General features: G+C 69.2%; 27 protein-coding genes, 1 tRNA gene and 1 other RNA gene. 11 read left to right on the forward strand and 18 right to left on the reverse strand.

The window, feature by feature from the left end:
* Window position 1: 1 nt before the first annotated feature.
* The 4 genes from A5706_RS17315 to A5706_RS17330 form a co-directional block, all read right to left on the reverse strand.
* Window positions 2-1,405 (reverse strand): wax ester/triacylglycerol synthase family O-acyltransferase, encoded by a 1,404-nt coding sequence (locus A5706_RS17315; protein WP_068132799.1) that lies wholly within the window; start codon window positions 1,403-1,405, stop codon window positions 2-4.
* A gap of 151 nt (window positions 1,406-1,556) precedes the next feature.
* Entirely contained in the window at window positions 1,557-2,543 is a 987-nt protein-coding gene (locus A5706_RS17320) for an SDR family NAD(P)-dependent oxidoreductase (RefSeq protein WP_068132804.1), read from the reverse strand.
* A gap of 19 nt (window positions 2,544-2,562) precedes the next feature.
* On the reverse strand, window positions 2,563-3,246 hold the full coding sequence (locus tag A5706_RS17325; protein ID WP_231985338.1) for a cutinase family protein: 684 nt from the start codon (window positions 3,244-3,246) through the stop codon (window positions 2,563-2,565).
* A 134-nt stretch (window positions 3,247-3,380) separates the two neighbouring features.
* Window positions 3,381-3,554 carry a CsbD family protein gene (locus tag A5706_RS17330; RefSeq protein ID WP_068106689.1) on the reverse strand — a complete coding sequence of 58 codons (174 nt, stop codon included), beginning with the start codon at window positions 3,552-3,554 and terminating at the stop codon, window positions 3,381-3,383.
* A 6-nt stretch (window positions 3,555-3,560) separates the two neighbouring features.
* On the opposite strand from A5706_RS17330, the gene A5706_RS17335 reads away from it, so the two are divergent.
* A complete protein-coding gene (locus A5706_RS17335; RefSeq protein WP_156767193.1) occupies window positions 3,561-3,776 on the forward strand; it encodes a hypothetical protein in 216 nt (71 codons plus the stop codon).
* 42 nt (window positions 3,777-3,818) lie between these two features.
* Window positions 3,819-5,111: a serine hydrolase domain-containing protein gene (locus A5706_RS17340; RefSeq protein ID WP_068132812.1), complete on the forward strand. Its 1,293-nt coding sequence runs from the start codon at window positions 3,819-3,821 to the stop codon at window positions 5,109-5,111.
* A 16-nt stretch (window positions 5,112-5,127) separates the two neighbouring features.
* On the opposite strand, the gene A5706_RS17345 is transcribed toward A5706_RS17340, so the two are convergent.
* The 3 genes from A5706_RS17345 to A5706_RS17355 are packed head-to-tail and all read right to left on the reverse strand — an operon-like array spanning window position 5,128 to window position 8,679.
* Complete coding sequence (locus A5706_RS17345) at window positions 5,128-6,183, reverse strand: dihydrodipicolinate reductase (protein WP_068132815.1); 1,056 nt, start codon at window positions 6,181-6,183, stop codon at window positions 5,128-5,130.
* A gap of 37 nt (window positions 6,184-6,220) precedes the next feature.
* Window positions 6,221-7,357 (reverse strand): hypothetical protein, encoded by a 1,137-nt coding sequence (locus tag A5706_RS17350; protein WP_068132818.1) that lies wholly within the window; start codon window positions 7,355-7,357, stop codon window positions 6,221-6,223.
* On the reverse strand, window positions 7,354-8,679 hold the full coding sequence (locus A5706_RS17355) for a hypothetical protein (protein WP_068132820.1): 1,326 nt from the start codon (window positions 8,677-8,679) through the stop codon (window positions 7,354-7,356). The genes A5706_RS17350 and A5706_RS17355 overlap by 4 nt, the downstream gene beginning before the upstream one ends.
* Before the next feature lie 44 nt (window positions 8,680-8,723).
* Between A5706_RS17355 and A5706_RS17360 the strand changes: the two genes are divergently transcribed.
* Window positions 8,724-9,077, forward strand: a complete 354-nt coding sequence (locus tag A5706_RS17360; RefSeq protein WP_369831892.1) for a hypothetical protein — start codon at window positions 8,724-8,726, stop codon at window positions 9,075-9,077.
* 5 nt (window positions 9,078-9,082) lie between these two features.
* On the opposite strand, the gene A5706_RS17365 is transcribed toward A5706_RS17360, so the two are convergent.
* From A5706_RS17365 to A5706_RS17375, 3 genes are all read right to left on the reverse strand, one after another.
* Entirely contained in the window at window positions 9,083-10,429 is a 1,347-nt protein-coding gene (locus A5706_RS17365; RefSeq protein WP_068132827.1) for a CHAT domain-containing protein, read from the reverse strand.
* Window positions 10,426-12,162, reverse strand: coding sequence for a hypothetical protein (locus A5706_RS17370; RefSeq protein ID WP_068132831.1), 1,737 nt, complete (start codon window positions 12,160-12,162; stop codon window positions 10,426-10,428). The genes A5706_RS17365 and A5706_RS17370 overlap by 4 nt, the downstream gene beginning before the upstream one ends.
* A 95-nt stretch (window positions 12,163-12,257) precedes the next feature.
* Window positions 12,258-12,764 carry a lipoprotein LpqH gene (locus A5706_RS17375; protein WP_197517873.1) on the reverse strand — a complete coding sequence of 169 codons (507 nt, stop codon included), beginning with the start codon at window positions 12,762-12,764 and terminating at the stop codon, window positions 12,258-12,260.
* Between the two features lie 120 nt (window positions 12,765-12,884).
* Here A5706_RS17375 and A5706_RS17380 point away from each other — a divergent pair, with 120 nt between their 5' ends.
* The gene (locus tag A5706_RS17380; protein WP_068132837.1) at window positions 12,885-13,259 is read left to right on the forward strand and encodes a hypothetical protein; all 375 of its coding nucleotides are present in this window, start codon (window positions 12,885-12,887) and stop codon (window positions 13,257-13,259) included.
* On the forward strand, window positions 13,256-13,996 hold the full coding sequence (locus tag A5706_RS17385) for an enoyl-CoA hydratase/isomerase family protein (RefSeq protein WP_068132840.1): 741 nt from the start codon (window positions 13,256-13,258) through the stop codon (window positions 13,994-13,996). Before A5706_RS17380 ends, A5706_RS17385 begins: the two co-directional genes overlap by 4 nt.
* Before the next feature lies 1 nt (window position 13,997).
* Here the strand turns inward: A5706_RS17385 and A5706_RS17390 are convergent, their stop codons facing one another.
* Both A5706_RS17390 and A5706_RS17395 read right to left on the reverse strand, forming a co-directional pair.
* Window positions 13,998-14,777, reverse strand: a complete 780-nt coding sequence (locus A5706_RS17390; protein ID WP_068132842.1) for a hypothetical protein — start codon at window positions 14,775-14,777, stop codon at window positions 13,998-14,000.
* A 117-nt stretch (window positions 14,778-14,894) separates the two neighbouring features.
* A tRNA-Ser gene (locus A5706_RS17395) sits at window positions 14,895-14,983 on the reverse strand.
* Between the two features lie 67 nt (window positions 14,984-15,050).
* Between A5706_RS17395 and ffs the strand changes: the two genes are divergently transcribed.
* From ffs to A5706_RS17410, 3 genes are all read left to right on the forward strand, one after another.
* Window positions 15,051-15,147, forward strand: an RNA gene (gene ffs, locus A5706_RS17400) — signal recognition particle sRNA small type.
* Between the two features lie 51 nt (window positions 15,148-15,198).
* Window positions 15,199-16,491, forward strand: coding sequence for an aminotransferase class I/II-fold pyridoxal phosphate-dependent enzyme (locus A5706_RS17405; protein WP_156767194.1), 1,293 nt, complete (start codon window positions 15,199-15,201; stop codon window positions 16,489-16,491).
* Window positions 16,492-16,657: 166 nt separating this feature from the next.
* Complete coding sequence (locus A5706_RS17410) at window positions 16,658-18,448, forward strand: DNA polymerase III subunits gamma/tau (RefSeq protein ID WP_068132845.1); 1,791 nt, start codon at window positions 16,658-16,660, stop codon at window positions 18,446-18,448.
* A gap of 83 nt (window positions 18,449-18,531) precedes the next feature.
* On the opposite strand, the gene A5706_RS17415 is transcribed toward A5706_RS17410, so the two are convergent.
* The gene (locus A5706_RS17415) at window positions 18,532-19,842 is read right to left on the reverse strand and encodes a class I SAM-dependent methyltransferase (RefSeq protein WP_197517868.1); all 1,311 of its coding nucleotides are present in this window, start codon (window positions 19,840-19,842) and stop codon (window positions 18,532-18,534) included.
* A complete protein-coding gene (locus A5706_RS17420) occupies window positions 19,839-21,236 on the reverse strand; it encodes an FAD-binding oxidoreductase (protein ID WP_068132848.1) in 1,398 nt (465 codons plus the stop codon). Before A5706_RS17420 ends, A5706_RS17415 begins: the two co-directional genes overlap by 4 nt.
* Window positions 21,237-21,306: 70 nt before the next feature.
* On the opposite strand from A5706_RS17420, the gene A5706_RS17425 reads away from it, so the two are divergent.
* The gene (locus A5706_RS17425; protein WP_068132850.1) at window positions 21,307-21,744 is read left to right on the forward strand and encodes an SRPBCC family protein; all 438 of its coding nucleotides are present in this window, start codon (window positions 21,307-21,309) and stop codon (window positions 21,742-21,744) included.
* On the opposite strand, the gene A5706_RS17430 is transcribed toward A5706_RS17425, so the two are convergent.
* Window positions 21,741-22,502, reverse strand: a complete 762-nt coding sequence (locus A5706_RS17430) for an Rv3717 family N-acetylmuramoyl-L-alanine amidase (protein WP_197517869.1) — start codon at window positions 22,500-22,502, stop codon at window positions 21,741-21,743. The two genes, A5706_RS17425 and A5706_RS17430, sit on opposite strands and share 4 nt — an antisense overlap.
* Before the next feature lie 98 nt (window positions 22,503-22,600).
* Between A5706_RS17430 and A5706_RS17435 the strand changes: the two genes are divergently transcribed.
* Entirely contained in the window at window positions 22,601-22,954 is a 354-nt protein-coding gene (locus tag A5706_RS17435) for a YbaB/EbfC family nucleoid-associated protein (RefSeq protein WP_068132853.1), read from the forward strand.
* A gap of 12 nt (window positions 22,955-22,966) precedes the next feature.
* Window positions 22,967-23,578, forward strand: coding sequence for a recombination mediator RecR (gene recR, locus A5706_RS17440; protein ID WP_068132854.1), 612 nt, complete (start codon window positions 22,967-22,969; stop codon window positions 23,576-23,578).
* 83 nt (window positions 23,579-23,661) lie between these two features.
* On the opposite strand, the gene A5706_RS17445 is transcribed toward recR, so the two are convergent.
* From A5706_RS17445 to A5706_RS17455, 3 genes are all read right to left on the reverse strand, one after another.
* Window positions 23,662-24,315, reverse strand: a complete 654-nt coding sequence (locus A5706_RS17445; RefSeq protein ID WP_068132857.1) for a C39 family peptidase — start codon at window positions 24,313-24,315, stop codon at window positions 23,662-23,664.
* A gap of 91 nt (window positions 24,316-24,406) precedes the next feature.
* Window positions 24,407-25,114: a type 1 glutamine amidotransferase gene (locus A5706_RS17450; RefSeq protein ID WP_068132860.1), complete on the reverse strand. Its 708-nt coding sequence runs from the start codon at window positions 25,112-25,114 to the stop codon at window positions 24,407-24,409.
* Window positions 25,107-26,336 carry a Mur ligase family protein gene (locus A5706_RS17455; protein ID WP_068132866.1) on the reverse strand — a complete coding sequence of 410 codons (1,230 nt, stop codon included), beginning with the start codon at window positions 26,334-26,336 and terminating at the stop codon, window positions 25,107-25,109. Before A5706_RS17455 ends, A5706_RS17450 begins: the two co-directional genes overlap by 8 nt.
* Window positions 26,337-26,490 lie beyond the last annotated feature (154 nt).

Consider the following 26,490-nt stretch of genomic DNA (forward strand, 5'->3'; position numbering starts at 1 on the left):
CCTACACCGGCTCGGCTTGCAGACCCACCGGCTGCATTCCCGCCGCCTCTTTCAGCTCGTCGTAGGCCTGCCTCGTGCAGCGTGCGAGTTGCGGCAGGTCACCGAGCGCCGCGCTGTTGCCGACGAATCCGAAGTTCATGCTGTCGTGGTAGGACGCCAGCGTGGCGTTGAGCCCGATTGACGCGGCGAGGGCGGAGACCGGGTAGATACCCAGCAGGCGCGCGCCGTTGAGGTAACGGGTCTCCTTGGCGCCCGCCACATTTGAAATTACGAGGTTGCACGCCGGGCGGGCTACCCGGTCCAGGTGCGTGGAGGAGCCCAGGCCGGCGAGCGCGACGAGACCGACCGCGTAGGTCATCGCCGCCTCGCCCGACATGCGGTCGAGTTCCTTCTTGCACGCGGCGACCGAGTCCGTCACCTGGCGCATTCGTTGCGACACGCTCGCGCCGGGCTCGCCGAGTCGGGGGAATATCGCCGACACGCGCGTGCCGATGGCCGCGTCGCCGTCGCCGCGCATCGACACCGGACACATGGCAATGAAGGGATGCGCGAAGGCGCGGTCCGTTTCCCGCAGGTAGGCGTGCAGCCCCGCGTCTATGACGGTGACGGCCACGTCGTTCAGGGTCGCCCCGAAGCGCCGGCCGACCTCGTGCATCTCCTCGAGCGGCAGGGACAGCGTCGCGAAGCTCCGACCGATCTTGAGCGGCTCGTTGGTTGGGGCGTGCCGCGCCGCGAACGGCAGGCTGCCCTCGAGATGCGAGCCGCAGAGACCGCCGAGCACCTTGCGGATGGCGCCGACTGAGATCTGGTTGAGCGCCTCGACCTGCGTGACCGCCCCGTGGATCGACTCCGTGATTCGCGCCGTGAGCGGCGTGGGCGGATGGGGCGCCGGTTCAGGTGCGCCCAGCGCGAAGGCGGGCGTCGGGACGGTGCGCCGATCGGTCGTGCTCAGCCCGGCGTACAGGAGCTTGAGGCCCGATTCGCCGTCGATGATGCAGTGGTGGGTTTTCGTATAGATCGCGAACATGCCGTCGGGTACCCCATCGATCACCCAGCAGCGGAAGAGCGGCCGGTCGCGGTCGAGTTGGGGCTCGTGCAGGTCGGCGACGAGCCGCAACAGATCCTCGTAGGAGGCTCGAGGGGGCAAGGACAAATGACCGACGTGATAGCGGGGATCCCAGCTCGTCACCTCCCGGAAATGGGGCGCCCCGCGACCGAGCAGTTCCGGGACGTAGTTGAACGGGGGCACCGGCGTGCAGCCTCGGTAGGTATCCACGATTTCGCGCACGAGGCGCGCACGGCCGGCCGGCTTCTTGAAGAGAAGCATCGCCCCGACATGCGTGGTCCCGGCCGGTGACTCGATCAACAGCCATGAAAGGTCAAGGGGCGGAATCGGTTTGGTCATGCCCTACCTCCTACCGGAAAACCTGGCACTCGGCCGGGCGCACAGGAGTCCGAACGTTACGGCGATGTTCCCTCCCCGTACCACGGGCTACCAGGGCATTAGGGCCCGTGATCGGCGCCGTTGGTCACGGGCGTGCGCCCGCAACCCCGGGCTAATTGCCCGCGTTACGCAGGGCCTCGAACGTGTCGGCCATTGTGTCGTGCGGGTCCCGATAAGTGATGCCGAGTTCTCGCTCGCTGGGCGAGTCGTCCGACGCCGGCATCTGCGTGTAGTACTGCATCCCCGCCGACGTGATGGGTGTCTCGAAGGGCAGAAACCGGCCGGCGCGGTCCATGACCGCCCCGGCCACCCGCAGCGCGGCGTCCGGGATGGGAACCGCGACCATGGGGGTCCCGGCGATCTGGCCGAGCATGGCCGCGAGCTCGGCCACCGGCACCCGATGTCCGCCCGCGGTGTAGCGGCGCGGCCCGCGCCCCGGCTCCAAGAGTGCGGCGTGCAGCGCGGCCAGATCGCGGACGTCGACAACCAACCACGCCGCGCTGCGTCCCGGGATCGCGTGCATCTGCACCGCGGCCTTGACGCCCTCGCCGGCCTCCCCGAACTGATTTCCGGCCGGGGGGCCGAGGACCATCCCGGGATAAGTGATGTTGACCGGCGCGCCCGCGTCCTGCAGGCCGCGCGCGTAGATCTCCACCTGCGCCTTGGACGTTCCGTACCCGTCCGCTCCACCGACGACCGGCAGGTCCGCCGTGAGTGTCTGTAGGCCTGGATGAAACAGCGCCGTGAAGCTCGACACGTGAACGATCGGGTCCAACCCCAGCTCGACGGACTGGCCCAGGACGTTCTGCGCGCCCTGCATGTTCGTCGTCAGCATCTCTTGGGTCTGGCGCGGGTCGGTGGCGACCAGGGCGGCGCTGTGCACGACGGCGTCGCACCCGCGCAGCGCTTCCCGCACCGAGACGCGATCGGTGATGTCCCCGACGGCGTAGTCCGACACGTCGACGCCCAACTTGGCGACGGACGTCTTCAGCCGGTCGGGATTTCGCACCAGGAAACGGATAGTGTGCCCGGCGTCCGCGATGGCCTTGGCGGTCCAACCGCCGACGAAACCCGTGCCGCCCGTGACCAGAACATGCATGCTGCGATTCTGCACGGGGCTACAGGTGACTCGCGGCGTAGGTGGCCGCTTGGCCCGTCATCCCGTTCACCGAATACGACACATGCGCGAAGGCGTCGTTGCCGTCGCCGCAGATCCCGTCGCCCGGCGCGCACAGCTCCAGGGTCTTGGGCTGATACAGCGGGCCGATAGCGATCACCGGCGCGCCGTACTTTTGCAGCCACGGACCCGACGGTGTCCCGAACAGCGTGACGGCGGCGACATGGTTGGCGACCTCCGGCGGCATGGGCTTGGGCACCGCCGACGCCGGTACGCCCGGCGGTACGGCCGCCGACGTGACGAAACCGGCCACCGCGGCGCCCTGGGAGTAGCCGCCGAGGACCTCGCGGGTCTTCGGGCAGTTCGCCGCCATCGACTCAATATGCGAACCCGCGTCACGGATGCCGTCGATGACGGTCAGCGGAAAGTCGCTGTTCCCGAAATCAGTGCTGGCGGGGTAGTTCACCGGATACACCCCGAGCGTCCGGCCGCCGATCTGCCCGCGCAACGCGTCGACGAATGACCCGCCGACGCCGCCGACGCCGGGCGGTTCGCCGGAACCGCGGGCGAAAACCACCTCGACGTCGGGACACGGGTCGGCGGACGCGCCGGGCGCGGGAGCGCCCAACAGTGCGAAGGCGGCCGACGCGGCCGCGACTCCCATGGATGTCGTCAATCGGCGCATGTTCGTAGACCTTCGCATTGTCGGTGTCTCTTGCCTCTTATTCGACGCCAGCTTCGCTCTGGATTGCCACCCGGCGCGAATTAACCCAGCGGGCCGCCCATCCCGTCGGCAGACCCGCTGGGTCGAAGGACGAACTACTTCTTGAAGGCGTCCTTCACCTTCTCGCCGGCGTCCTTCAGGCTGGACTTCGCCTGATCGGCCCGGCCTTCGTTTTTGGTGTCGTGATCTCCGGTGGCCTTGCCGATGGCTTCCTTGGCCCGGCCGCCGAGATCTTCGATCTTGTTCTTCGCCTTGTCTGTTCCACTCATGTGCTGGTGACTACCCAGCGGTGGGCGATATTGAAACCGCAGGTCGCCGCGCCTGTCATGATGGACATCGTGGGCACCGCGGTGGTGGTGGCGATCGTGGCCGTGCTGATGTTGTTGGGCATCGGCATGGTGGTCAACCAGCTGTTTCGGCTCAGGAAGTGGTTGAACGCCCCGCCCCCCGACCAACCGCCCGGCGACCAGGCCCCCCGACCCCCGGAATGAGCTGTGTTCAGCGCGTTTGCCGGCTGATAGCTTGATGCCGTGATGGCATCGCGCAGGGGATCGACCCTGCTGGTGACCGACGACGGGTTGCCGCGCGGTGTGTCCGGCGCCGCCGACCCCCATTTCGCCAATGTCATCGGGATCTTCGCCCGGCTGTTCTTCGGTCGCCGTTTCGGCGGCGGGGCGCTGGCCGTCTACATCGACGGTGTGCCCGTCGTCGACGTCTGGACGGGGTGGTCGGACCGGGCGGGCACCGAACACTGGACCGCCGACACGGGCGCGATGGTGTTCTCGGCGACCAAGGGCGTCGCGTCGACCGTGATCCACCGGCTGGCCGACCGCGGCCTGTTGTCCTATGACGACCCGGTCGCCGAGTACTGGCCCGAATTCGCGGCCAACGGCAAGGCCGACATCACGGTCCGCGACGTGCTGCGACATCGGTCCGGGTTGTCGCACCTGCGGGGCGTCACCAAGACCGAGCTGATGGACCACGCGCTCATGGAGGAGCGCCTGGCCGCCGCGCCGGTGGATCATCTGCGCGGCGTGCAGGCGTACCACGCCCTGACCTACGGGTGGCTGCTCTCCGGGCTGGCGCGGGCGGTGACGGGAAAGGGCATGCGGGAGCTGATCCGCCAGGAGATCGCGCGCCCGCTCAACACCGACGGCCTGCACCTCGGCCGCCCGCCCGAGGGCGCGCCGACGAAGCCGGCCCAGATCCTGATTCCGCAGGGGCGGCTGCGCGCCCCGGTGTTCAATTTCATCGCGCCGAAACTGGCGGGCCTGCCGTTCTCCGGTGCGCTGGGGGCGATGTATTTTCCCGGCGTCATTTCCCTCATCAAGGGGGACACCGCGTTCCTGGACGGCGAGGTGCCGGCGGCCAACGGCGTGGTGACCGGCCGCGGTCTGGCCAAGATGTACGCCGCGCTGGCCAACGACGGCCGGATCGACGGCAAGAAATATCTGTCCGAGGAGTTGGCGCGTGGCCTGGCGGGGCAGCCGCAACGCAAGTGGCCCGACGCAAACATGGTGGTGCCCATGCCATTTCACCTGGGCTACCACGAGTCGCCGGTGCCCGGGCTGCTCAAGGGTTTCGGTCACGTCGGTCTGGGCGGGACCCTCGGCTGGGCCGACCCCGAATCCGGCAGCGCCTTCGCGTTCGTGCACAACCGGCTGCTCACGCCGTTGCTCTTCGACATGGGTTCCTTTGCGGGACTGGCCAGTCCGCTGCGCAACGCCGTCGAGGCCGCGCGCCATCAGGGCCCGCTCGAGGTGCCGCGGCTCGGCGCGGCCTACAAGTCCGACCGTCGTCGGGCGGCGGTGGCGTCCGGCGGTTAGCCGGCTGTTCGCCCAGTCACACCTTGGCGAAGCCTCTGGGAAGCGTGAGCGGCAGATCCGTGTATGTGACGATGCCCGGCGGGGCGGCGACGACCGCCGGAATCGCGTTGATGGCGGGCAGTGCCGTCATGATGTGACCGAGCGCCATGAAGTCGGCGATGGTCTCGGCCTGGAAGTACGGGGGCGGCAGGAAGCCGACTTTGGTTGTCACCGTTGGCTGCCCATCGATTTGGATGACCCAGCCGTCCTGGTCGATCTTCCAGTCGGGCTCGAGCGTCTGTCCCTTGCGCCACCTCACGTTGAGGTCGATCAACGTCTTGTCGCCGACGACGCCCTGCCAACTGATGTAGACGCCCGCGACGCATCCCGCTGGGATCGTCCACGACGCCATCTCGAGATCGGCTGTGGTCTGGGCGAATTCGGCCACGCAACGCACCTCGTCGAGCTCGACGCCGAGCGCATCGGCCACCAGGCGCACGGCCTCGCCGAAGATCGCCGTACCCTTGCGGGCCATGTCCGCCAGCTCGGGGTGGTCGATCGGCTGACCGAAGCCCACCGGCCTCTCGGTGTCCGGCGAGTCGTAGAACGTGGTGTCGGCCGCCTCGATGACGGACACCTTGTCGATCCGGTTGCACACCATCGCCGAGACGATGGCCAGCAGCTCGGCGAAGCCCGGGCTGACCCCGGAGCCGAACATCGTCGAGCCGCCCTTCTGACAGGCGTCGATGATCCGGTCGCGACCCTCGCCGAGGTTCGCCCCGGTGATGAACGACGCCGTCGTCACCACGTTGACGCCCGCCGACAGGATGTGGACCAGCTCGTCGACGCTGATCCACATGGGGTTGTAGACGACGCAGTCGGGCTTCAGGGCAAGCAGCGCATCGACGTCGTCGGTGGCGGCGACGCCCAGCGGTGCGATGCCGACGAGTTCGCCGGCGTCGCGGCCGACCTTGTCCGGTGACCAGGCGTAGCAACCCACCAGTTCGAGGTTGGGATTGTCGGCGATCGACTGCAGCGAGCTCTTGCCGACGTTTCCGGTGTTCCACTGAACGACCCGATAGTTGTTTGGCACTCGCTCAGCATAGGGAGTCGGGTGGCCGCCGAGAAGGTCAGTAGTCGGATTCGCCGGCCAGGATCTCCGCCAGGAAGGCGTCGTGCGGCGGCCGGTCCAGCCGCGCCCTCGCCCACCGGCGAACCCGCTCCCGGGTTTCGCGGGCCTCCGGCGGCTCGGCGCCGACGATCACCGCCGTCGCCGACCAATCGTGGTCCCAGGCCGCCGCTTCCGTCACCGGGAGTTGCCGGCCGTCGACCAGTGGAAGGATCGCGCCGCCGTGGGCATCCAGCGCGCCGCTGCCGCTGACGTCCCCGGATCGCAGTTGCACCGCGACGCCGGTGGCCGGGTCGGGCCCGATGACGGCCGTCCGCACGACGGCGACCACCGCAGCGTCGGCCATCTGGACGGTCCAGTCGACCGTGTCCTCGCCCGCGTCGAAGATGCCGGTCGGAACCGCGCCCCAGCCGATGGACGCGACACCCCGCGCGATCGGGACGGCGCCGCGCGGAGCCGCGTCCGCGCCGGCGGCCAGCGCATAGTCGTCGCGGTGCCCGCTCGCCGCGTCGAGCTTCACGCCCGGATCGTCGAGCGCCTCATACAGTTCCGGCCAGCCGTCGTCGTCCACGCCGACCTCTTCGGCGAGCCCGGCGCCGGCGCGCACCAAATCGCCTATCCGCGGATCGCCGCCGCGCAGGTGCGCGGTCAGGGCGGCGGCGTGCGGTGCCAGCAGCCCCACCACGTCGGAATCCAGGGTGTCGTCCGTGAAGAAGCCCTGCGCCCCTGAGGTCAGCAGCGCGACCTCGACGTCGAGCAGCGCGCGATCGAGGCCGGCGATGCCGTCGACGCGGCTGGCCGGCCACCACCGCCGCAGCCAATGCCCGATCGCGAGCCGCCGCAGCGGATCGACCGAGCCGGGCACGATGTCGACCCCGGCGAGCTCGATGGTGTGCGGCTCGTCGGACGCGTGAGCGAGCGCGGACACGGTCGCGACGTGCCCAGCTTCGCCCAGGATGCGCCAAAGCCAGTCGGCGCGTGCCAAATCGGTGAAGGTGATCCGGGCCGACTCGTCGTCGGGTGGGTCGTCGATCGTCCACGACAGCACACCACCGCTGACCTCCAGCACCGCGGCCAGCGGCGAATCCGCGGTGGCGGGGCCGGTGCTCCACAGCCCGGAGTCGGCGACCAGTCTCATCCGGCGACCTGCAATTCCAGCATCGCCTTGATGCGTTGCCGGTGGTCCAGGCTCACCGACCGCGCGACGCCCTCCAGCAGTGACCGCACCTCGTCGACGTCGTCGCACGGCTCCTGCCAGACGTCGCGCCCGTGCAGCCGCGCCCACAGTCGGCTCAGGTAGGGCTGGGCGTAGGCGGCGAGGTCGTCGACCACCTGCCGTTGGCGCGGATGGATCGGGCCGCCCTCGGCGAGGTAGCGCCGGGCGTGTAGCACGTAGGCCTCCTTGCGCAGCCGGGCCTGGATCTGGGCCGCCAGCGCGTAGCGGCTGGAGACCGAGGGGTCCAGCGGCGCGAGCTCGACGGCGATCTCGATGCCGGCCACCAGGGTCGCCTGCTTGTCCTCGGACAGCAGCCCCCAGGGCGCCGCGGCCCGGTCGACCTCCTCCTCGCACAGCAGCGGGATGTCGGGCAGCGCGTCGCGGTCCAGCGCTCGCCGCAGCGTCGCGCGCACCCGGTCCACCACGGTGCGGTCCAGCGGGCGATCGCTGTCGGAGCCGCCCGCGATCGGTGGTTGCCGTTGTGGCTGAACCGAACTCAAGCCCAGCCCGACGATCGACCACGGCAGCTCGGCCGCCTCGACCCGGGCCAGGGCCCCCAGGTTGTACGGTGTGGCGTCGGCGATCACGGCCGACCAGACCCGCTGCCGGGCCGCCGCCGCGCGGTGGCTGTCGGCCGGCCCCAGCACCGTGCCCAGCTCGGCAAAAAACGGAGCGGCGGCCGTCGCCGCTTCCAGGGCCCGCACGTCGCGCCAGCTGCGGTCGAGTTGAGCGGCCAGCCCGGCCACCACATCCGGGGCCGCCACGTATTGGTGCAACACCTCGATCGCGGTGCGGTCGCGGCCCTGGTGAATGTCGTTGAGCACGGCGGCTGCCGTCTCGCTATCCTGCGGCGCCGGTGGGCCTTTCGTCACGGCGAGCTCGAAGCACACCGGGAAGTACAATTCCTGGGCGTTGCCGGTGCGGATGCGCTGCCTGCGGCGCTCGAGCTTCAGAGTATCGAACCACGCTGCGGCGGAACGTAATTCGCGCGCGCTGCCGACGATGAGCTCGTGCATGGCCGCTGCGGTTTCCGGTGCGACGACGGGGGCCGAATACTGCGGGTTGGAGCGCAGCCGGAGCACCAGAGGGTCGATGATGCGCTTGACGGTCCGGCTCAAGGGGCCGCCGTCGTCGCTGCTGAGCACCTCGACGCCGGGGCCGATCGCGCGCCACGCGGCCTCGATCACCGAGCGGCGTGGGTGGCCCGCGGCGACGACCGTCGCAACCTGCGAATCCGCGCTCATTCCGACAGGATAGGGGCTCTCCGAAAATATCCGTAGCCGAAAAGTTGGGTTCGGTAGCCGTTTGGGCGTTCCAACCTGGTGGCATGAGGAAGCTGATCATGCTGCTGTCGGGCGTCGTCCGGATCCCGTTCGCGCCGCGCCGCAACACCGCGGCGCCCACCGTCGGAGTCGGCACCGTGCGCACCGTCGGCGACGGGCGCCAGGTTTTCATCGAAGTGGTGGCCGTGTCCGGCGAGACCTTCATCGGGAAACTTGCCCGCTGTGACGGCGATGCCGACGTGTCGATGCTGCGCCCCGGCCTGGTCGTCCTGGTGGCGTTCGATCCCGCTGCCCGCGAGGAGCTTTCGCTGCCCGACGATGTGGTGGCCGTCAACGCGTCCTGGCTGGCGTCGATCTGAGTGCGCTATCGCGCCCCGTCCACCGCGAAACTGACCATGGCGGCCCAATAGAGCGGGCTGGCGGTGAGGATGCCGTCACGCCAGCGGCGCATCTGCGCGCGCTGCCAACGGTTCACCGCGCACCCCGCGTCGGCGCCGTCGTGCGCGTCGTCCACGGCGACAACGACATCGGCCATCGGGTCGGCTGTGTCGGCGGCGGCGAACCGTCGATAGGCCGCGGACGTGGGCAGTGACCACAAGGTGGCGCTCACCAGCTCGGCGCCGCCCAGGACCATCGCCGCCACCAGGCCGGTCGCCTCGTCGAATTGATAGTCGCCGCCCGACCCGCAGGCCAGCAGGGCGACCCGCGGCGGGATGGGCAGTTGCAAGGACATCAGGTCCGACGCGGTCAGCGGGCGATGATCGCCGATGGGCTCGGCATCCCCGGGAACATCCGCCGTGCAGGCCAGGTGCAGCGCCGCGCGGTCGGCCTGGCCGTGCGCCGAACTGGCGTGGCCGACGTACATGAGCCGGCTCGGGGATTGCCCCAGCTGCTTGGCCAGCCAGACGCGGTCGGCATCCTGGCGGCGGAACAGCTCGACGGCGTCGTCGACTTCCGGCAGCACCGGTCGTCGGCGCATCAGCCCGGCGAAGTGTTGCGCCAATTGCGTTGCCGCCGAGGGTCTTCCGAGCACCGAGCCGAGCTCGGAGTCCGGGCGCTGCCCGGGCACCCGGGGGTCGAGGACCAGCACCGGGGGCCCGTCCCGCCGGGCGTCCCAGCCGGCCGGCGCCCGTGGCGAGTGCACGATGTTGGGCGGCACCGCCATCAGCACGTCGACCAGTTCCATCAGCCGATGCCCATCGGTGCGGGCGCCGATATCGTCGAGCTGCCAGGGGATCTGGGCGGCCCCCCGCCCGCTGGAGGTGATGGCATCCTGGCGCGCGCGCACGAGCTCTTCCTTGCTCGGCCCCGATTTCGGCACGGCCAGCAGGCCCCACGGCACGCGGGCCAGCCGAGCGCTGGGCGAGACGAATAACACCGCGCGCGGGGTGGACACGCATTCCGTCAGCAGCTGCCAGCCGGGGGCGCCGATGAGCAGCACCCCTAGGATGTAGGCCATCGTCAACTCGGTGTCCGGCGCGGCGAATGGGCCAGTCGTCAGCGCCCGCTCGATGGCGTCGCGACGGCTTTCCGTGCCGTTGGGTTCGGGTAGGGCGCCGGCCAGTTCCTGCAGGGCCGCGAGCAGGATCGGGTCCTCGATCACCCAGTTGACCGTTTTGGACGGCTGCCCGACGATCCGCAAGCTCCCGTACGTGACGATCCCGACGTCGGCGAAGCGCAGGACGAGAGTCGACCGGTCCGTGTCACTCATGGCCAGGTGGACCAGGCGGGTTCGCCGGCGGTGACCTCGCGGCCATAGCGCTGCAGCGCCAGTTCGCGGTAGTGGCTAAGGATCGGCGCGGCATCCGGATGCATCTGCAGCGGCGGCAGCGGGCCCAGCCGCGTGAGCGACCGGCCCCCCAGCGCCGGCGGGCCGGCTGCGGCCAGCGCTTCGCCGTCCTCGATGAGCACCGGTGGGGTGGCCGTGGACGCCCACTCGCCGATCTTGGCGCGCTCCGGCTCCATGTCGAAAGTCCCTCGGGCGCTGTGATATTCGACCAGCTCGCTGATCAGCTCGGTGTTCTCCCACTCCCACGCGACGGCGAAGGCGCCGGCCAGGATGGGCGCCGAAACGCTGGTCGCCCAACGTGATCGCGCGTCGGCGTCGGCGATCGAATACCGGACCGAGTCGACCGCGAGCGCGGCCGGGACCTTGAGCTCCGCGGCCTGTTCGAGCTTGCTCATGCCGCGCCAGTATTCCGGGGTGCCGATCTCGCCCTTGAGGATGCCCAGGCCCTCGGCCTGCCGCGCCTCGGTTTCCTCCAGCGTCTCGTCGGGATCGCCCGAGCTGTCGAAGCCGAGGTCCGCCAACGCATCCGCGCGCCACACCGTGCCGAGGTGGTTGTCGAGCTGGGCGTATTGCAGCCAACTGCTGCGCGGTGACGAGTCGAGCAGTTCCCGTGCCTGGGCGATCAGCTCGACCGCGTCGGCGAATTTACTCCAAAAGATCGCGATCCAGCTGCGTTGCAACAGAATACGGTGTAGGTACAGCGGCTTTCCGAGTTCGCGCCAGTGCCGCTCGGCGTGCTCCCAGCACTCGTCGGCCGCCTGGAGGGCCCCGGACCCCAGCCGGGTGAATCCCATGTAGAGCCAGCACCGAGCGATGTCGTGCGCACGGTCGTAGCGCGCGATGACGGGGTAGGCCTCCGAGACCAGTTGCTCGGTGCCGGCGTGGTCGGCGGATGCCCAGCAGGCCGCCGCGCGTTCCAATTGCGTTCTGGCCGTTGCCAGTTCCCAGCCGTTCGCTTGTGCGCGGGCGCCCGCCCGGCGCAGCCAGGGTTCGGCCTCGGCCAGTCGCCCGGTCTCGACGCAGAACCTGCCGTACTCCGTGGCCGCCGCCACCCGCACATAGTCGCCGAACGGGCTGTCGCTGCGCAGGCGATCCGGATCCTCCAGCGCGGCCAGCACCTGCTCCCATAACGGAACCGACTGCACGTGAAGGTCGTCGTCGCAGAGCGCGCTGGCACAGAGCAGCTGCGCGTGGGTGACCAGGTAGCCGTGCTCGTCGGCGAGGTCGGCAAAATCACCCCCGGGGGCCGTGTCCGACAACGCCGCCAGCGCCGCTGCAGCGCCCTCGTGATCGCCGAGGGCCGCGGCCAGGCCCGTTTCCAAAAACTGCGCCCGCCGCGAGTACCGCACCATCAGGTGCGCCACCTCGGCGTCGGACATCCGCACCTGTTCGGCCGCCTCCGGCATGGTGCCGGCGGCAATGCCCGAATAGACGGCCAGGCAGTCGCGGATGCGCCGGATCGACTCGCGCACTCCGTCATTCGCCCCGCGCGCCAGATAGATCTCACCGAGTTGTGCCAGGGCTTCCAGCATCAGGTCGTCCCGGTCTTCCCGCTCGATGCGCGGCATCAGGGACAGCAGCAGATCTCGCGCCCGGGTCTCGTCGGCGGCGAACGCCAACCGGCGGGCGTTCTCCAATTCGCCGGGGATCGACACGGCTGCATCATAAGTCCGCCGCCGTGAACGTGGCGAGGAACCGAAGCGGCGGGCGTTTGAGTGAGGGCACGCCCGCCGCTTCGGCGTTCGATCGATCAACCGCAGGTCACCTTGATGCTGAAGTCCTTGGTGATCATCCCGGCCATCGGGTTCTTCATGTCGGCGCCCTGAGCCTGTCCCGTGATGGTGTACGTCTTGCCGTCCACCGACACGTTTGCCGAGCCGACCTTCGCACCCATGCCGTTGCTGACCGACAAGGCGTTGCCGTCGACGAAGAGCGCGAGCGACTCGACCGCCGGGGGGTTCGCGTCGGTCATCACCACGGCCAGCGCCTGCTGGGGCCCGCTGGTGGTGCCGCTGCCGATATCGATCTTGCCGCCGGTCCTGACACACGTCACGGCGGACGGGTTCAGGCCGGGCAGGTCGGTGCCGCCGACCTTGACCTGCGCGTTGGTGCCGGTGCCGGTGGAGGCACTGGGCGCCGTGCTCGACGCCGGGCTGGCTGAGTGGCCCCCGCTCGAGCAGCCCACCAGCGCCGTGGCGACGCCGAGGGTTCCAATCGCTCCCACGAGAAGACGTTTCACTGCAGTTCCTTCCTTCATGCGCCGCCCCAGTGGCGTCGTCATGGGCGCAAGTACAGACCGGCCGCGTCGCTACCGATCCCAATTTCGACGGTCACCCGGTAGGCTGCCTCGACACGGCCCGACGAAGGGAGACGCGCAATGGCGAGCGTGAAATGGCTGGAACAGCCTGAGGCGCATGACTTCCCGGCGGCGGCCGACTACCTCGCCCTGCTCGCGGAGCCGGGCACCGCCAACGAGTTGGCCGAAAAGCTGAAGTCCGGAGTCGTCAGCCACAAGAAGGCCAAGGACATCCTGCGGGCGGCGCAATTGAGCCTGCTTCCCGAAGACAACCCGCACGTCGCCGCGGATCTGTCCAAGATCAAGAAGGGGCAGGCGTTGTCGCCGATTCTGCTGGTGCGCGGCGACTTCACGGCGGGTGTCCCGCTGCAGATCGCCGACGGTTACCACCGGGTGTGCGCGAGCTATCACACCGACGAGAACACCGATATCCCCGTCGTCATCGTGTCATCGTGATCGAGATCGAAGCCGCCGGCGCGGTCCGGGTCCTGACCATTTCCTCCGGGCGCGTCAACGCCCTCGACGTCGAGCTGCTCAGGGAGCTGACCGACGCCCTGGGCGAGCTGCAGCACTCGGGTGCCCCCGCGCTCGTCGTCACCGGCGCCGGTCGCGCATTCAGCGCGGGGGTCGACCTCAACCGCGTGGTGGACGGCGGTTCGGCCTACACCGACCGGCTGATCCCGGCGCTGTCCGAGGCGTTCGAGGCGCTGTTCTGCTACCCGGGCCCGACGGTGGCCGCGGTGAACGGAGCCGCCATTGCCGGCGGCTGCGTGCTGGCCGCTGCCTGCGACCGCCGGCTGATCGGCCCGGAAGCACAGATCGGGGCGACCGAGGTCCGGGTAGGAGTGGCGTTTCCGGTCGCCGCGCTCGAGGTGATGCGCTACGCGTGCGGGGACCGCGCGGAAGAGGTGGTGCTCGGCGGCGGTGTCTACCGGGGCGAGGAAGCCATCGCCAACAGGCTGGCCCACCGCGTCGTCGCCGACGATCTCCTCGGGGCGGCGGTGGCGGAGGCCTCCGACCTGGGCGGCATCCCGATGGAGGCCTACCGGCACACGAAAGCGCAGCTGCGGGCCCCGACCCTGGCCCGGATGCGCGAGGGTGCCCTTGTCGACAGCGAGGTGCGCCAACTGTGGGGCTCGGACGAGACGCAGCGGCGCATCGCCGCCTACGTCGAGAGCCTGCGGCGCCGCTGAGTTATTCGTCGAGCGCGACACCGCCGCGAGTACGCCTGCGGCGCATCCGGTGTGAGCCCTTGCCGGTCGGCCGGCGGTTCTGCAATCCGCCCCGCGGCTCGTCGGCGGCTTCGGCTTCCTCGGCGGCCGGTTCGGCTTCCGTCTCGGCCTCGGCGCTGGCCGCGACGGGCTCTTCGGCCTTTTCCGTTTCTTCCGTTTCTTCGGTTTCTTCGGTTTCTTCGGCTTCTGCGGTCTCGTCGGGCTCTTCGGCCGTGACTTCGGCCTCGGTGTCTTCGGCCTCGTCCGCCTTCTTGCGGCGAAGGCCCCGCTTCTTGGGCTGCTTGGCCTTCTTCGGCTTGATCGGCTTCGGCGGTGGCGGCGGCAATTCGGCGATAAACGAGAGGTAGAACGCGAAGATGCCGATCACGCCGATTGCGGCGGCGGCGCCATAGACGGCGAACAACCACCGCCCGGCGTGGTCCAGGCTGAGCCAGATCTCGCTGATCGCGGTGCCGATGATGAGCACGCCGGAAAGCACGTGGGCCACGATCGACCAGAGCCGGATGGACAGGGCGAGCTGGGGCGTCCCCAATTCCGGCTTTCGAGTCCGCAACTGGGTGAACACCACCGGAAGGGCGGCCAGGGCCACCAGGGCACCCGTCACGATCCGAAGCGTCGTCCCCAACGAATGCGTGGTGTCACCCATCAACTCGGGCCAGCGGGGCAGCACGAAAAAGAAGTAGAGGACGCCGGCAGCGATCGAAAACGATGCGTGCCACGGTATGGCGACCTTGCGCCCCATACGCCTCCTCATGCTGGTACCGGGGCCATGTCGGCCCGGTACGCCAGCCTAAAGGCCGTTCAGAGCGATTCCAAACAACCCCCGTGCGTGGTCGCGCCTCAAACCGAGGGCGACCGGTGGCGGAGGATGCGGGATTTGAACCCGCGAGGGCTGTTAACCCAACCCGCGTTCCAGGCGAGCGCCATAGGCCACTAGGCGAATCCTCCGTGGGCCATGTTAACCGAGCGGCGCGCGGTCGCCGCCGGTTGTTGTGGGCTTGGGTATTAGACTCGCCGGAGGACCCCGCGCGGCGTCTATCCTGTGAACTCCCCCAGGGCCGGAAGGCAGCAAGGGTCAATGGGCTCTGTCGGGTGCGCGGGGTCCCCTATGTCCGATGTGTGGCGGACCTCGAATCCAGCGTTCAACAACGAAAGGTCCCCTGGTGGCGTTCGACTCCCTCAGTCCTGACGAGCTGGCCGCGGTGCACGCTCGCAACCAGCAGGATTACGCGGAGCTGCAGGCCAAGAAGCTGGCCCTGGACTTGACGCGCGGCAAACCCTCGCCGGAGCAGCTCGACCTGTCCAACCAGCTGCTGAGCCTGCCCGGCGACGACTACCGCGACGCCGAGGGCACCGACACCCGCAACTACGGCGGCCTGCACGGCCTGCCCGAACTGCGGGCCATCTTCGGCGAGCTGCTCAGCATCCCGGTGCAAAACCTGATCGCCGGCAACAACTCCAGCCTGGAGCTGATGCACGACCTCGTCGCCTTCTCGATGCTGTATGGCGGGGTCGACTCGCCGCGGCCCTGGAAGGACGAGCCGGCCGTCAAATTCCTGTGCCCCGTGCCCGGCTACGACCGCCACTTCGCCATCACCGAGACCATGGGCATCGAGATGATCCCGGTCCCGATGCTGCACGACGGGCCGGACGTCGACCTCATCGAGGAGCTGGTCGCCGTCGACCCCGCGATCAAGGGGATGTGGGCGGTACCGGTGTTCGGCAACCCCACCGGGATCACCTATTCCTGGGAGACCGTTCGCCGGCTGGTGCAGATGCGCACGGCGGCGCCCGACTTCCGGCTGTTCTGGGACAACGCGTACGCGGTGCACACCCTGACGCACGACTTCATCCGCCAGGTCGACGTGCTGGGCCTGGCGGGCACGGCCGGCAACCCGAACCGGCCCTACGTCTTCGCGTCCACCTCGAAGATCACCTTCGCCGGTGCCGGGGTCAGCTTCCTGGGTGGGTCGCTGGGCAACATCGCCTGGTACCTGCAGTACGCGGGCAAGAAATCGATCGGCCCGGACAAGGTGAACCAGCTGCGGCACCTGCGCTTCTTCGGCGACGCCGACGGCGTGCGCCTGCAGATGCTGCGCCACCAGCAGATCCTGGCGCCAAAGTTCGCGCTGACGCTCGAGATCCTGGATCAGCGGCTCAGCGACTCGAAGATCGCCTCGTGGACCGACCCCAAGGGCGGCTACTTCGTCAGCCTCGACGTGCTGCCCGGCACTGCGCGGCGGACCGTGGCCCTGGCCAAGGACGCGGGCATCGCGGTGACCGAGGCGGGCGCGTCGTTCCCGTACCGCAAGGATCCCGACGACAAGAACATCCGGATCGCGCCGACCTTCCCGTCGCTGCCGGACCTGCGCGACGCGGTCGACGGCCTGGCGACGTGCGCGCTGCTGGCGGCCTCCGAGTCCCTGCTGGCGTCCTCCCCGTCGAGTGTGAGCTGACGGCGCCGACACGCCGAGCGAGTTGACCGCAGCTTCACACCGAAAAGCCACTGATGCACACTCGACGCGGCCCGGGCTTTAGTCGGCCCGCTCGAACTGATTGCCCGCCTCCTCAGCACACCCTGCCGGGTCTGCATAGTCAGCCCGCGACGGTAGCCTGCTGACCGTGGCCCTCTACCGCAAATACCGACCGGCAACCTTCGCCGAAGTAGTAGGGCAGGAGCACGTCACCGAGCCGCTGTCCATCGCCCTGGAGGCCGGCCGAATCAACCACGCGTACTTGTTTTCCGGGCCGCGCGGCTGCGGAAAGACATCGTCGGCGCGCATCCTGGCCCGGTCGTTGAACTGTGCGCAGGGCCCGACGGCCACCCCGTGCGGGGTCTGCGAATCCTGCGTCGCGCTGGCGCCCAACGCGCCGGGCAGCATCGACGTGGTGGAGCTCGACGCCGCCAGCCACGGCGGCGTGGACGACACGCGCGAGCTGCGCGACCGCGCGTTCTATGCCCCGGCGCAGTCGCGCTACCGGGTGTTCATCGTCGACGAGGCGCACATGGTGACCACCGCCGGGTTCAACGCGCTGCTCAAGATCGTCGAGGAGCCGCCCGAGCACCTCATCTTCATCTTCGCCACCACCGAGCCGGAGAAGGTGCTGCCGACGATCCGGTCGCGCACCCACCACTACCCGTTCCGGCTGCTGCCGCCGAAGACCATGCGGGCGCTGGTCGGGCGGATCTGCGAGCAGGAGGGCGTCGTCGTCGACGACGCGGTGTATCCGCTGGTGATCCGCGCCGGCGGTGGCTCGCCGCGCGACACGCTTTCGGTGCTCGATCAGTTGCTGGCCGGGGCCGAGGGCAATCACGTGACGTATCAGCGCGCGCTGGGCCTGCTGGGCGCCACCGACGTCGCACTTATCGACGACGCCGTCGACGCGCTGGCCGCCGCGGATGCCGCCGCGTTGTTCGGCGCGGTCGAATCGGTGATCGACGCCGGGCACGACCCACGGCGTTTCGCCACCGACCTGTTGGAGCGCTTCCGCGATCTCATTGTGCTGCAAGCGGTTCCGGATGCCGTGAGCCGCGGCGTGGTGGATGCGCCCGAGGACGTGCTGGACCGGATGCGCGAGCAGGCGGCGCGCATCGGCCCGGCGACGCTGACCCGCTACGCCGAGGTGGTGCAGGCCGGGCTGGGCGAGATGCGTGGTGCGACGGCGCCGCGCCTCTTGCTCGAAGTGATCTGCGCGCGGCTGCTGCTGCCGTCGGCCAGCGACGCCGAATCGGCGCTGCTGCAGCGCATCGAGCGGATCGAGACCCGGTTGGGCGTCTCGATCCCGGCGTCGGAGGCCGCCGCCGAGCCCAGCCCACCGCCGCGGCGGGTGACCGTTTCCCGGCCCCAGCCGAAACCTGAGCCCACGCCCGAGCCGGCCCCCGAACCGGCTCCGGCGGCGGCACCAGTACCCGCGTCCGCGCCCGAACCCGAATCCGCCTCCGCCCCGGGCGAACTCAACGCGTCGGCGGTGCGGACCATGTGGCCGACGGTGCGTGACAAGGTGCGCCAGCGTTCCCGCACCACCGAAGTGATGCTGGCGGGTGCCACGGTCCGCGCGGTGGAGGACAACACGTTGGTGCTGACCCACGCGTCGGCGCCGCTAGCCAAGCGGCTGTCCGAACAGCGCAACGCCGACGTCATCGCCGAGGCGCTCAAGGACGCGTTGGGGGTGAGCTGGCGGGTGCGCTGCGAGGTCGGTGACCCGGTGCCCGCGCCGGCCGCCCCACCGCCGGTCGTGCGGGAAGCGCCGCCGGATGAGCCCGCCGACGCGGCTTCGTCTCAGCGAGACGAAGAGGAACACATGCTCGCCGAGGCCGGTCGCGCCGAGGCGGCGCCGCGGCGCGATCCGGAAGAGGTCGCACTCGAGCTGCTGCAGAACGAGCTGGGCGCGCGCCGGATAGACGGCGGCTAGTGGGACCGTAAGCGCGCGTTGGGGGCACCTCCCGCTTGCGGGGGACCGGGCGCAACGGGTCGCCACCCTCGGCTAGGCCGAAGCTAAGGCGTCCACCACGGCCGCAGCGGCAGGTCGTCGTCGCCGCGGGCGTCGACGTTGGCCGCCAGCACGTGGTGCAGCTGAAGGTTGTTCTGCTCGAAGGCAACTCGTGAGGCCGCCATGTACAAGCCCCACACCTTCGCCGTCGCCAACCCGACCTCGGCGACTCCTTCGTCCCAGTGTTCGACGAGGTTGCGGCACCAGTCGCGCAGCGTCATCGCGTAGTGATGCCGGAAGTTCTCCTCGTGCAACACCTCGAAACCGGCGTCCTGGATCTCGGTGACGATGCGGCCCGAGCCGGTCAGCTCGCCGTCCGGGAACACGTAGCGGTCGGTGAACCCGCCGGCGAACGAGGTCGACTTGTTGTCGTGCCGGGTGATGCAGTGATTGAGCAGCAGCCCGCCGGTGCGCAGCTTGGACTTCAGGAAGCCGAAGTACGCGGGGTAGTTCTTGACGCCGATGTGCTCGGTCAGGCCGATGGAGGAGACGGCGTCGAATCCCGCCTCGTCGACGTCGCGGTAGTCGGAATGGCGCACCTCGGCGAGGTCCGCCAGGCCCGCGTCCTCAATCGCCTGGCACGCCCACTTGGCCTGCTCGGCCGACAAGGTGGCGCCGATCGTGCGGACGCCGCGTCGCGCCGCGTAGCGCACCATGCCACCCCAGCCGCAGCCGACGTCGAGCAGCCGGTCGCCCGGCTGCAGCCGCAGCTTCTCGAAGATCAGCCGGTACTTGTTGTCCTGGGCCTCTTCCAGCGTCGCGTCGGCGTGCGGATAGACCGCGCAGGTGTAGGTCATCGACGGGCCGAGCACCCATTCGTAGAAGGTGTTCGAGACGTCGTAGTGGTGATGGATGGCCTCGGCGTCACGGGTCTTGCTGTGCATGACACCGGCGGCCACGCGCCGCCACCGCGGCGGCGCCTCCTCCGGCGGTGGGGCGACGGGCAGCAAGTGCTCGAGGCCCATGGACCGGACGACGTTGGCGAGCACCCGCGCCGACGGCCGCTTGAAGTCGACCCGGTCGGTCAGCGCCTTGAGTAGCGGGTACGGATCGCCGGGATGCACGCCGTACGTCTGCAGGTCACCCGAGACGTAGGCGCGGGCGAGGCCGAGTTCACCGGGGGCCGTGGCCAGGTAGGTGGCGCCGCGAGGCGAACAGAGGTCCAGGCCCAGCTCGGCATCCTCGCTGCCGGCGGTGCTGCCGTCGTACGCGGTGAACTTCAGTGGGTGGCGCCCGGTCGCGGCGAAGATCTCCAGAATCTCGGCCATGCTGAGCTTGCCCGTAGTGGTGTGGCGGGGCTCTTTGGTTGTCGTCATCGCCGTTGCACCGCCTTTGCGTACAGGTCCAAAAGACGCGAGTCGGGGTCGTAGGTCTTTTTCACGGTTTTGTATGTCTCCCCGCCATAGAGTTCGTCAAACTCCTCGCGGGTGTAGAACGAGTCGGAGTACAGCGACTTGTGGCCATCGAGCTCGCTGACCTTGGCCTCGATGGCACGATTCGTCACCCCCGCTGCGCTTCCCCCGGCCGCCGGTACCGAGGACCAGAACCCAATATTGACGTATGTGTGATCCGGTCGCATCGGATACAGCGGCCAACCCTCGTGATCGCGCAGTCGCAGGGGGCACAACCAGATCGGGGTGATGGGCACGTTGTCCAGGAACCACTCCAAGAACTCGCATGTGCGTTCAACCGGCACCTCGACGTCCTGGACCACGCGTTCGCGCGGCGGACGTCCGTGGCGCTTCTCGATCCGGTCGGCGATGCCGAAACGCTGGTCCAGGGCGATGAGTTTCGAGTACACGCTGCTGCGCCGGTAACGGCGCGGCCACCAGCGGCGCACCCGCGGGTTCTGCACGCCGAACGCTCGTGAGCACCAAAACCAGTCCGTGTCCCAGCGCCACAGGTAGTCGTGGATCGTCAGCCGATCGTCCTTGGTGGCTTCCACCCCGGGCGAATCGTGCCGAATCGATTGGTAGTAAATGTTTTTCCCGGTGTAGTCGCTGACCGGGCCCGGCGTGCCGGTCCGCCGGCCCACGCACAGGTAGCTTTCGTCGGCGCTGAACACCACGCCGTCCAAGTAGTCCACCGGCGTGCCGCCCTGACCACCGGTGTCGATGATGCGTTCCATCGCCGCGACCAGCTCGGGCAGCGAGCGGAATCGGACGTGCCGCAGCGCCACGAACGGCGCGACGGGTTCCAGCTCGATCCGAATCCTTGTCGAATAGCCCAGCGTCCCATAGGAATTCGGGAAGGCGCGGAACAGGTCGTGATGCTGGGTGCGCGACGTGGTGAGCAACTCACCGGCGCCGGTGAGGATGTCCATCTCGAGCACCGACTCGTGCGGCAGGCCGTTGCGAAACGACGCCGACTCGATGCCCAGGCCGCTGACCGCGCCGCCGAGGGTGATGGTCTTCAATTGCGGAACCACCAGTGGCGAAAGGCCATACGGCAGGGTCGCGGCCACCAGATCCTCGTATGTGCACATGCCGGCGACATCGGCAGTGCGGGATTCGGAATCTACAGAGAGAACGCCGGTCAAACCGGAGGTGTCCAGGCCGCGTGAATCGCGTTTGGTGCGGGCGCGGAACAGGTTTGAGGTGGGCTTGGCGAGCCGGACGGCGGAGGTCGTCGGGATGGATCGATAACTCGCCATCAACCGATCGACGCCCGCTGCGTGAGCCGACAGTGCAGATCCAGGGACTGGCACCACATATACCCTAGTCTTCGAAAACAGCCCGTGCACCAGACGCGGGCGCGATTAGCAAGAGGAGTCGGGCCTGATGGGCCAGGTGAGCGCAGCCAGCACGATCTTGATCAACGTCGGGCCCGAGGCCACACTTGCCGCGGTGGCGGACTACCAGAAGGTGCGTCCGAAAATCCTGTCCCCGCAGTACAGCGAGTACCAGGTGCTACAGGGCGGCCAGGGTGCGGGCACCGTCGCCAAGTGGAAGCTGCAGGCCACCAAGTCGCGAGTGCGCGACGTGCAGGTGGACGTCGACGTGGCCGGCCACACCGTCATCGAGAAGGATGCGAACTCGTCCATGATCATCAACTGGACGGTCGCACCGGCCGGACCGGGATCCAGCGTCACGGTGAAGACCACCTGGACCGGTGCGGGCGGCGTCAAGGGCTTCTTCGAGAAAACCTTTGCGCCGTTGGGGCTGAAGAGGATTCAGTCCGAGGTGTTGACGAACCTGAAGAACGAACTGGAAAGCTAGCGCGCCTGGCCCTGGGTGGCGAGGAAGCCCGCGACGCCGCGAACCAGCGCATCGGCGTATTTTTGGCGGCCGTCGGCGGACTCCATCAGCGCCGAATCCACCGGATTCTTCATGTTGCCGCACTCGACGAGGATCGATGGGTACTGCGCCAGGTTCAGGCCGGCGAGGTCCGAACGCCCGTACAAGCCGTCCTGGCCGATGTAGTTGGCGGGCGGAATGCCCGAGGCCTGCAACTGGTCGCGCATGATTCGGGCGTACTGCACCGACGGACCGGCCTGCGCCTGGTTCAGCGGCGGGGCCGAGTAGTTGACGTGAAAGCCGCGCCCGGACGGCGGACCGCCGTCGGCGTGGATGCTCAGGATCGCGTTGGGGTGCAATGCGTTGGCCGCCGCGGCGCGCGCGTCGACGCACGGCCCCAGCCCGGTGTCGTCGCCGCGCGACATGGCGGTCCGCACGCCCAGGGCGTTCAACTCGGCGCGGACGCGCAGCGCGGTGTCCCAGGTGAACGTGTGCTCCATATAGCCGCTATTGGTCGACGTCCCGCTGGTCTGGCAGTCCTTCGTGCCGCCGCGCCCGGTGGGCACCTGCCGCCCGATCGACGCGTCGTTCGAGCCGTTGTGGCCGGGGTCGATGAAAACGACCATCCCGGCGATGTTGGACGGGACTGCCGTCGCCGTCGGCATGATCACCGTCGACGCGGCAACCAGCGCGCCGACCACCAGTTTGATTCCGACACGCCTGCTCAGTCGTAGGTCCACCGCGCAAAGGTAACGTCGCGCGGTCTACGCTGGGTGTTCCGAATCGCCCGACACCCACAGGCGAAACCAACTCGAGACCAAGATGCGAGGGGATTGTCATGCAACCCGGAGGCGACATGTCGCAACTGCTCGCCCAGGCGCAGCAGATGCAGCAAAAGCTATTGGAAGCCCAGCAACAGCTCGCCAACTCCGAGGTGCACGGTGAGGCCGGCGGGGGTTTGGTCAAGGTGACCGTCAAAGGCAGCGGCGAGGTGGTCGGCGTGCAGATCGACCCCAAGGTCGTCGATCCCGCGGATGTCGAGACCCTGCAGGATTTGATCGTCGGCGCCATGGGCGACGCGTCGGCGCAGGTCACCAAGATGGCGCAGGAGCGGTTGGGCGCGCTGGCCGGGGCCATGGGCGCCCCGCCGGCCAAACCCCCGGCGCCTCCCACCCAACTGCCGGGGCTGTGACGTTATCCCGACATGTTTGAGGGACCCGTCCAGGACCTGATCGACGAGCTGGGCAAGCTGCCGGGCATCGGGCCGAAGAGCGCGCAGCGCATCGCGTTTCACCTGTTGTCGGTCGAGCCGCACGACATCGACCGGCTGACCGCGGTGCTGGCGAAGGTCCGCGACGGTGTGCGGTTCTGCGCGGTGTGCGGCAACGTCTCCGACGACGAGCGGTGCAGAATTTGTTCCGATCCCCGCCGGGACGGCTCACTGGTGTGCGTCGTCGAGGAGCCCAAGGACATTCAGGCCGTCGAGCGCACCCGCGAATTCCGCGGCCGCTACCACGTGCTCGGCGGCGCGCTTGATCCGTTGTCCGGGGTGGGCCCCGACCAGCTGCGCATCCGCGAGCTGCTGAGCCGCATCGGTGAGCGCGTCGACGACGTCGACATCACCGAGGTGATCATCGCCACCGACCCCAACACCGAGGGGGAGGCGACCGCCACCTACCTGGTTCGGATGCTGCGCGACATCCCCGGCCTGACGGTAACGCGGATCGCGTCGGGACTGCCGATGGGCGGCGACCTGGAGTTCGCCGACGAGCTGACGCTGGGCCGCGCGCTCACCGGCCGCCGGGCGATGGTCTGACACGTACGGCCCTTGCGGCCGGAGCTTTCCGGGGGATAGGCGACCGCCGAATTTGATATCGCATTCGGTATCAAATCCGCCGATTACCTGGTCACGACGGCGAAGTTGTCGCTGGTGTTCCACGCCGCCTCGAAGGTGGCGATGGAAACCTGTTCGTCGCGGCCCGCCGCGGCGCCGCTGTCGTTGAGGTGCACCAGGTTGGTCTTGGTGTCGATGCCGGTGACGACGACGAAGTGGTTTTCCTGGGAGCGGTCGCCGCCCGAGTTCCAGATGATCCGGTCGTTGAGCCCGACGATCACCTTGCGTCCCTGGTCAAGGTCCTGCTCAAGGACGCCGATGTTGGTGTGCACGGCGTCGGACGCGATGCCGTAGTGCGCCAGCAGCACCGGCAGGTCCGAGTTCTTGGTCTTGGCGCCGGGCTTGTAGATGGGTCCGGGGTGGCTCACGCTCGGGGTGTTTGCGGCCACGCCGGTGATCTCGTCCTCGGAGGGTTCGCGGCCGGTGATCTGGCCGACCACGTCGGCGACGGCCATCTCGCCGCAATCGAGGTTTTGCTGCTGGTAGCGCCAGTAGGGCGCGGCGGCGGCCGGGTCGCCGTGCATGCCCTCAAGGGTGGGGGCGGGGGCCGCATCGGCCGTCCCCGCGAACGCGACCATCGAGCCGGCGGCCGCGCTCAGCACGGCCGCGAGACCGACAATGCGCGCCGCATCGGTGAGCCGGGTTCTCGTGTTGCTCATGGGTTCCCTTTCTCGGTGGGGGACTCGAGAAAAGGCTGGGCGGCGGCCCTAGGGGGATCCTTGAAGGATTCTTGGAGCGCAGGTCGGAGGGCTAGCGGGCCGCCAGCCGCTCCCGGCGCAGCAGGTCGACCTCGGGCAGCTGTAGCGGCGCCAGCTCGCCCACTACCTTGCCGAGCAGCAGGTCGGCCAGCTCCGGGTTGCGGGCCAGGCACGGCCCGTGCATGTAGGTCGCGACGACGCTGCCCTGCACCGCGCCGTCGAAGCTGTCGCCGGCCCGGTTGCCCGCGCCCTTGACCACCGCGCCCAGCGGCGACGCGGCTGGCCCCAAAACCGTTCCGCCCCTATGGTTTTCGAACCCAGTCAGTGGTTGCGTCAACCCGGCCGGCAGCGGCTCGCTCACCAGTTCGCCGATGGTGCGCCGGTCCTGCGGCGAGGTGGTCAGGTCCAGCATGCCGACACCGTCGACTCGTTCCCCGGCCGACGTCTCGTACCAGTGCCCGAGCACCTGGATGGCCGCGCAGATTGCCAGCACAGGGGCGCCCCGCTCCGCCGCGCGCTGCAGGCCAGGGTGCTTGATCAGGTGCTTGGTGGCCAGCCGCTGCGCGTAGTCCTCGGCGCCGCCCAGCGTGTACAGGTCCAGCGACTCCGGCACCGGGTCGGCCAGCGTGATCTCGACGATCTCGGCGGCCACCCCCCGCATCCGCAGGCGTTGCCGCAGCACCAGGGCGTTGCCACCGTCGCCGTAGGTGCCCATCACGTCGGGCAGCACCAGCCCGATCCGGACAGTCGAGTCAGCCATGGCGCGCCAATGCTCGCTGCAGCTGCAGGAAGGCGGTGTAGTTGGCGACGACCTCGACGCGCCCGGGCGGGCACGACGCGATCGCCGCCACGGTGTCGTGGACCAGCGTGTGCTCGACGCCCGCGTACCCGAGGCGCACCGCCAGGTCGGTGCCGCGTTCGCCGGCGGCGACGACCGCCGTCTCGTCGAAATGCTCGAACCGCACGTCCCACAGCCACGAGAGGTCCTCGCCGTCGGGCACCTGGCCGTTGACCGCGATCACGACCCCGGCCGCGTGCTTGTCCACCATCGACAGCGCCTCCTGCCAGCCGGCTGGGTTCTTGGCCAAGAGAATGCGCGCTTCGTGCTCGCCCACGCGGACGCTGCGGTAGCGCCCGGCGACCTCGTCGACTTGGGAAACCGCCGCCACCGCTTGCACCGGGTCGGCGCCCAGGGCGACGGCGGCGGCCACGGCCTGCGCGGCGTTGCCCCGGTTCACCGTGCCCGGCAGCGCCAACCGCATCGGCAGGGCCAGGCCGTCGGGCCCGTACAGCGTGTCGTCATCGAACCACCACTGCGGGCTGGGCCGCTTGAAATCGGCGCCGGTGGAGTACCAGTGCCCTTTGTCCCGGACAATGACCTCGCCGCTGCGCGGGCAGCTGACCGAGTCGTTCGCCCATGCACCGCCCGCGGCCACCCACACCACGTTGGGGCTGTCGTAGGCCGCGGAGGTCATCAGCACGTCGTCGCAGTTGGCGACGACGACGGCGTCCGGATGCCGGGCCAGGCCGGCCCGCAGCGTGCGTTCGATCACGTTGATCTCGCCCACCCGGTCCAGCTGGTCACGCGATAGGTTGAGCAGCACGATGACGCTGGGTTTCACCGCATCGGAGACGTGCGGCACGTGCATTTCGTCGACTTCCAGGGCGGCAAGCCCGGCGCGCCGATCTGCGGCCAGCGCGGCCACCAGGCCGGCATCCATGTTGGCGCCCTCGGCGTTGGTGGCCACCGGGCCCAGCGTCCCGAGCGCGGCCGCCGTCATCCGCGTGGTGGTCGACTTGCCGTTGGTGCCGGTGACGACGACGGTGCGCCGCCCGGCGCCCAGCTGGCGCAGCACCGAGCGGTCCAGGGTCATCGCGACCAGCCCACCGATCATCGCGCCGGCCCCGCGACCGGTGACCCGCGACGCCCAACGCGCGCTCGCCCCCGCGGCGAGAGCCAGGCGTGCACGGCTGGTGATCACCCGCGCAGTTTATTAGGGCGATCGCAAGCGCGGCGCTGTGCGCCGGGCGCTGCGGGTCGCCCTCATCGGTTTAGGGCGATCGCAAGCGCGGCGCTGTGCGCCGGGCGCTGCGGGCCACCCGCATCGATTTCTGTAGGCGATCGCGACACGAGGG

Source organism: Mycobacterium sp. E796, assembly GCF_001672815.1.
Lineage (GTDB): Bacteria > Actinomycetota > Actinomycetes > Mycobacteriales > Mycobacteriaceae > Mycobacterium.